The sequence below is a fragment of the Streptomyces niphimycinicus genome (genome assembly GCF_018883605.1).
GTDB classification, from domain to species: Bacteria; Actinomycetota; Actinomycetes; order Streptomycetales; family Streptomycetaceae; genus Streptomyces; species Streptomyces niphimycinicus.
This window is the reverse complement of record NZ_JAHLEM010000892.1, coordinates 1-4822: the sequence shown is the minus strand read 5'-3', so window position 1 is coordinate 4822 and position 4822 is coordinate 1. Positions and strand designations below refer to the sequence as shown.

Annotated in this window: 5 protein-coding genes; all 5 read right to left on the bottom strand. The window is 69.9% G+C overall.

Going from position 1 to position 4822, the window contains the following annotated elements:
• Nucleotides 1–163 precede the first annotated feature (163 nt).
• Nucleotides 164–742, bottom strand: coding sequence for a hypothetical protein (locus KN815_RS44905; RefSeq protein WP_253209642.1), 579 nt, complete (start codon nucleotides 740–742; stop codon nucleotides 164–166).
• A 132-nt stretch (nucleotides 743–874) separates the two neighbouring features.
• Nucleotides 875–2095 (bottom strand): helix-turn-helix domain-containing protein, encoded by a 1221-nt coding sequence (locus tag KN815_RS44900; protein WP_216347567.1) that lies wholly within the window; start codon nucleotides 2093–2095, stop codon nucleotides 875–877.
• Between the two features lie 165 nt (nucleotides 2096–2260).
• Nucleotides 2261–2680, bottom strand: a complete 420-nt coding sequence (locus tag KN815_RS44895; protein WP_253209641.1) for an NAD-dependent epimerase/dehydratase family protein — start codon at nucleotides 2678–2680, stop codon at nucleotides 2261–2263.
• Nucleotides 2681–2736: 56 nt separating this feature from the next.
• Nucleotides 2737–3690 carry an alpha/beta hydrolase family protein gene (locus tag KN815_RS44890; RefSeq protein WP_216347566.1) on the bottom strand — a complete coding sequence of 318 codons (954 nt, stop codon included), beginning with the start codon at nucleotides 3688–3690 and terminating at the stop codon, nucleotides 2737–2739.
• A 431-nt stretch (nucleotides 3691–4121) separates the two neighbouring features.
• The gene (locus KN815_RS44885) at nucleotides 4122–4568 is read right to left on the bottom strand and encodes a cupin domain-containing protein (RefSeq protein WP_216347565.1); all 447 of its coding nucleotides are present in this window, start codon (nucleotides 4566–4568) and stop codon (nucleotides 4122–4124) included.
• Between the last annotated feature and the right edge of the window lie 254 nt (nucleotides 4569–4822).

Here is a 4822-nt window from a genome sequence, read left to right as displayed (position 1 = left end):
CCTGACCGGCCCCGCCGCGCAGCCTCCTCATGGACGCGCAACAGCCGCTCACCTTCCGAGCAGACGGCACCGGGCGTCCGGCAAGCCGGACAGCCCCCGGCATGCTCGATGGCCGCCCGCCACGGCCCATTGACGCGCGGGTCGGCGATGGGTTCGGGGGCCGTCATCGGGCCCTGCCTCGGTCGAGGGCACGGCGCATGGCGGCGGCCTGGGTCACGGCGTCGGCCGCCGGGTAGTCCCGGGCGTGGGCGGGGCAGGCGTAGACGGTGCGGCCGGCGACGCTGCCGCTGTGCGCGATGGCGACCGGGACCGGCTCGTCGGTGGGAAGTTGGCAGCCGTAGCAGAGCTGTCGGCCGTCCGGTTTCGGGCCGAGGATCTCCCCGGCGGCCTGGGCCAAGGCGTCGTGAAGCAGCCGGGTGTCGGTCAGGCACCGGTCGAGACGGAAGGGCACCCGCCAGTACGTCGAGTGGCCAGTGACCCAGGACGCGGGCGGCACACCGATGAGGGTGCCTTCGTCGGCGAGTTCGGTAAGGACGCGGACCTGCCGAATGCACCAGCTACGGGCGGTGTCGACGCCGATCAGCCAGTACGTCTTGCCGTAGGTGTCGTCCTGGATGACGGCGCCGGATCGCCCGCCGAGCAGCTCCAGGGCGCGGTCCGCGACTGCGGTGGGCGCGGAGATGGCGTCCCACCATTTGCCTACCGGTAATGCCTCGAGGTCCTGCTTGTCGGTGGTTCCCACGGCAGGGTCCAGCTCGTCATGGTCGGCTCCGTGAACGGTCTGTGTACTGACCGTCACATCGTGCCGACGAGGCAAGGCCCCAATTCCCCCAAGATAGGGACACCAGGACCTTGACCTAGCGTGCCGGGTTAGCTACACACCGCTCCATTGGGCGAACTCGCGCAGCGGCTCTGCCGCCCTCTGCCGGGCCCGTAGCAGCGTCCCGACGGTCTGGTGCACGTCGGGGTGATAGCGGGTCAACTGCGGCGCCTTCGCACGCGCCTGCTCCAGCGAGGCGAGCGCATCGTCATGGCGAGCCGTCCACGCCTCCGCGCTGGCGCGTCGGATCAGGAAGCCCGCCACCCTCGTGGGCTGATACGACTCGGGCAACCGCACATCGTCCGCGACGCGTACCGCGGTCTCATAGTCGTCCTGGAACATGGCGACGTCCAGTCGCCCGAGATTCACGTTCAACTCGCCGAATGCCAGGGCGTACCGAGAGCCGGGTGGATTCTCGGCGGCATCCGCGGCGGCTCCGGCTTCCGCAAGCTGCGTGGCCTGACCGAGCCAATCCCTCGCGGCGGTGTGGTCCTTCTGCACGGCAGAGAGGGCCGAGGCACGCAGCAGCAGGGTGCCCCTCACGGCGGTGGTCGCCGGGTCGCCATCATCGTCCAGATCACGTAGCGCCTGCCGCATCAGCGCCACGCCTCGGTCCGGGCGCGAGGTTTCCGCATGGGTGATGACGGCGCGCTCGTACCTCTCGACGGCGACCTGGCGCGGGTCACCGGAGTGGGGCGCGGCTACGGCCATGCGTGCCAGGGCGAGCCGTGCGAGGTCCATGTAGCCGAGCCGATACGCCACGATCGCCGTGGTCCGCGCGATCTCGGCTTGCAGGTTGTGCGCTCGCTCGCGATCCCGGCCCGGCACCGTGTACGTCTGTACGGCCAGGGCCGTATCGGTGATGAGTCCCGGCAACGCCTCAGCCACCGTCCCGAACTCACCCTTGGCGCGCTTCTTGGCGATGACCTTCGTGTCTGCTGCGATGTCGTCCAGTGAGCGCGGCGGCAGATCGTCCTCGGCGGGGATGTCCCACGCGTCGAGCGCGCTACTGATCGGCGCGAGCAGTCGATCGAGCTGATCCTTCTGGAGCATGTGGATGTACGGCTGGCCGTGCAGTACGGACAAGGTGACTCCGAGCGCGCGGGCCACCGCTGCCAGCACGGACGGGCTGGCGGGCTGCTCGCCGGTCTCAACTCGGGAGAGCTGGCTGGTGGATACGTCGGCACGCCGACCCAGCTCAGCGAGGGAGAAGTCGCGGATGATGCGGAACTCACGGATCCGGACGCCGATGTGCTTGTCATTGGTCTCGGGCATACTGACTCCCATAGCGTGCTGACACTCGCAATGTACCCCCGGTCGGCTCCGCGGGTACTCCTGATCGGCCTCCATTTCGGTGGGGGCCATTCGCGTTCCGGGCAGGACGAAGCCCCCTCGACCGGCCCGAAGAACCAGACAAGGGGACCGAGATGAGTGCCGCCCTCAAGTCCCGGTGCCGGCGCGGGGGGGGCCGTGCCCGGGGCTGGGCTCCGGCTCAGGTCTTGTTGGCTGCGCGCAGCCATGCGATGTAGTCGGCGGCGGCTCGTTCGGGGTCGCCTGCGCGATGTTCAGCAGTCCGTCGAGCGCCTGCCGTGTCGTCTCGACCGCCGCGCCGGGGGCCGGGGACCAGGGATAGGACGCCGCCAGGTGCACGATGCCCGTGATGTCGTGGCGGCGGCCGATCGCGAGCAGGGCATCGCGATCGGTGATGTCCGCCTGCTCCACCGCGACCCGCTCTCCGGCGAGTACGGCCGGGAGTTCACGGGTGCGGCGCTGGGCCACGACGCAGTCTTCGCCCAGGTCGAGGAGTGCCCGCACGGTGTGGGCTCCGATGAAGCCGAGACCTCCGGTGACGAGGATCATCGCCTGTCCTTTCTGTTGTGCAGCGGTAGAGCGGTCTTGGTCGTTGGAGGGCTCGCCTACTTGCTCTGGAGCTTCCCCAGCGCGCTGAGGTCGTCTCCCAATGCGCTGACGGCCGACTTCCAACTGGTGTCCTCGGGGTGGAGGGCACTGCGCAGGAAGGCCGTGCTGAGGTGCTGGATCAGCGCGACGCGCGCGGGGCTCTCGTCCGTCGTCTCGGCGACCTCGTAACCGGGGATGCCGCCGAGCGAGTGCTCCGCCCCGAAGAGCCTGAGCAGGGCCTTGTTCCCCGGGCTGTAGGTGTACGGGTCGGTGAACCAGTCCGGTCCGCGGGTGGACAGGTGGGACTGGTCGTTGTCCCCGGCGACGATGAGGGCGGGCGGGGTCATGGTGTCGAAGGACGGCCGCATGAAGGGAAGGTGTTCGACGGCGAACGGGGTCAGGTCGTCGCCCAGGCCGGTCAGGGCGAACAGCACACCCGCCTTGACCCGGGGATCGGACATGTCCTCGCCGGGAACGCCATCGGAGCCGAGAACGCGCGCACCCAGCAGCGCGCTCGCACTCTGCGCTCCCCAGGAGTGGCCGGACACGGCGATGCGGTCGCGGTCGAGGCGCCCGCCGAGGCCCGGGACGGCGGCTTCCAGAACGTCGAGTCCGTCCAGTACGCGCGTGAGGTCCTCGATACGGAAGCGCCAGATCCGCGGCGTACGGGGGTCCTCGGCGGGGATGCCGAGGGTCCGGGAGTCGAGGTGGGTGGGCTGGATGACCACGAAGCCGTGAGCGGCCCAGTGGTCCGCCAGCGGGGCGTAGCCGTTCATCGACCAGCCGAAGCCGTGCGAGAAGACGATGACGGGCAGCTCGCCGCCGGTCGCGGGCGCGGACACGCGGACCTGGAGATCCTCCCCGCGGCCCGGGGCGGACAGGACGACCGGCTTGGCGGATACCACCGTGGTGGGCGCCGCCGGGTTCTGCTGCGCGTTCGCGGTGTTCGAGTCGAGCGTGGACGTGGGCATGGGAGTGCCTTCCGTTCGGTTTCTTCGCGCTGGTGGTTCGGCGGCCCGTCCGCTGCGCGTTCGTGCTGGTCGGTGGCATCGCAGACCGGGCCCGGCCGTGGAGGGAGCGAGGAGCGCCCGGTCTGCCGTCATGGCAGAACCGGAACGCTGCTCCGAAAAACAATACGGAACGATGTTCCGTTTCGCAAGACCGGCCATGGAAGGAGCACGGCGGTGAACGACAGCGGCCAGAGCGCGGGAAGCTCGGCCGGTCCCAAGAGCGCCCACCCCGCGCATCGGCGCCGAAGGTGATCCCCACTACGACGCCCGCCGCCTGGTCAAACTCCTCGTCGCTGGGCTACGCCAACCGCGCTGACCGCGGCGCCGGGCCTGTTCGATTCACTCGCCGATCCCTGGAGGGCGTTGGGCGTGGAGCCACACGACGGCGAGGGTCACCTGCCCGGGCGGGGAGCGCGTAGGTGTTGGCGCTGGGCCAGTTCTTCGTCTTCCACCAGGGTGAGCATGGGCTGGTCCGGGGCGCAGAGCATGGTGACGACGAAGCGGCTCCGGGAGTCTGTCCGGTTGTTTCCGTCCTGGTAGTGGATGACATCGCCGCCCGGCTCCCAGAACGACTCCCCCGCCCGGATCACCCGCTCCGGCTCGCCTTCCAGCTCGAAGAGCATCTCGCCCTCCAGCACGTAGCCGAAGGCGGGGCCCGAGTGCCGGTGGGGAGGGGCGCCGGGGTCGCCGGGAGGGTATTCGACGAGGACCGTCATCGCCTCCGCCCCCTCCGGAACGAACGGCGGCTTCGCCGATTGCAGCATGGTGAACGCCGTCTTCCATGCGTCCGAGCGCCGTGTGCTCTGTGCGGTGCCTGCCGCCTGCTCTTTGCTGGACATGGCGAGACCTCCAGAGGTGGGCCGGCTGGATCGGCGGAGCCAGTCGGTGTGGTCCGTCGCGTACCGGTAGGCCATGCGTCCAGATTGCGACGATGTGGTGCGCCGCGCACGCGGGGCCGGCCGCTCCCCCGATTGACCGACTCGCCCGAGCGTCGGAGCTACGGGGCGGACCGTTTCCGGATAGGGCGATTCGTCACGCCCAGTTGCGGGAGTGGGCTGGGGATTCGGCGGGGGATTCGGCGTCTTTGGGCGTA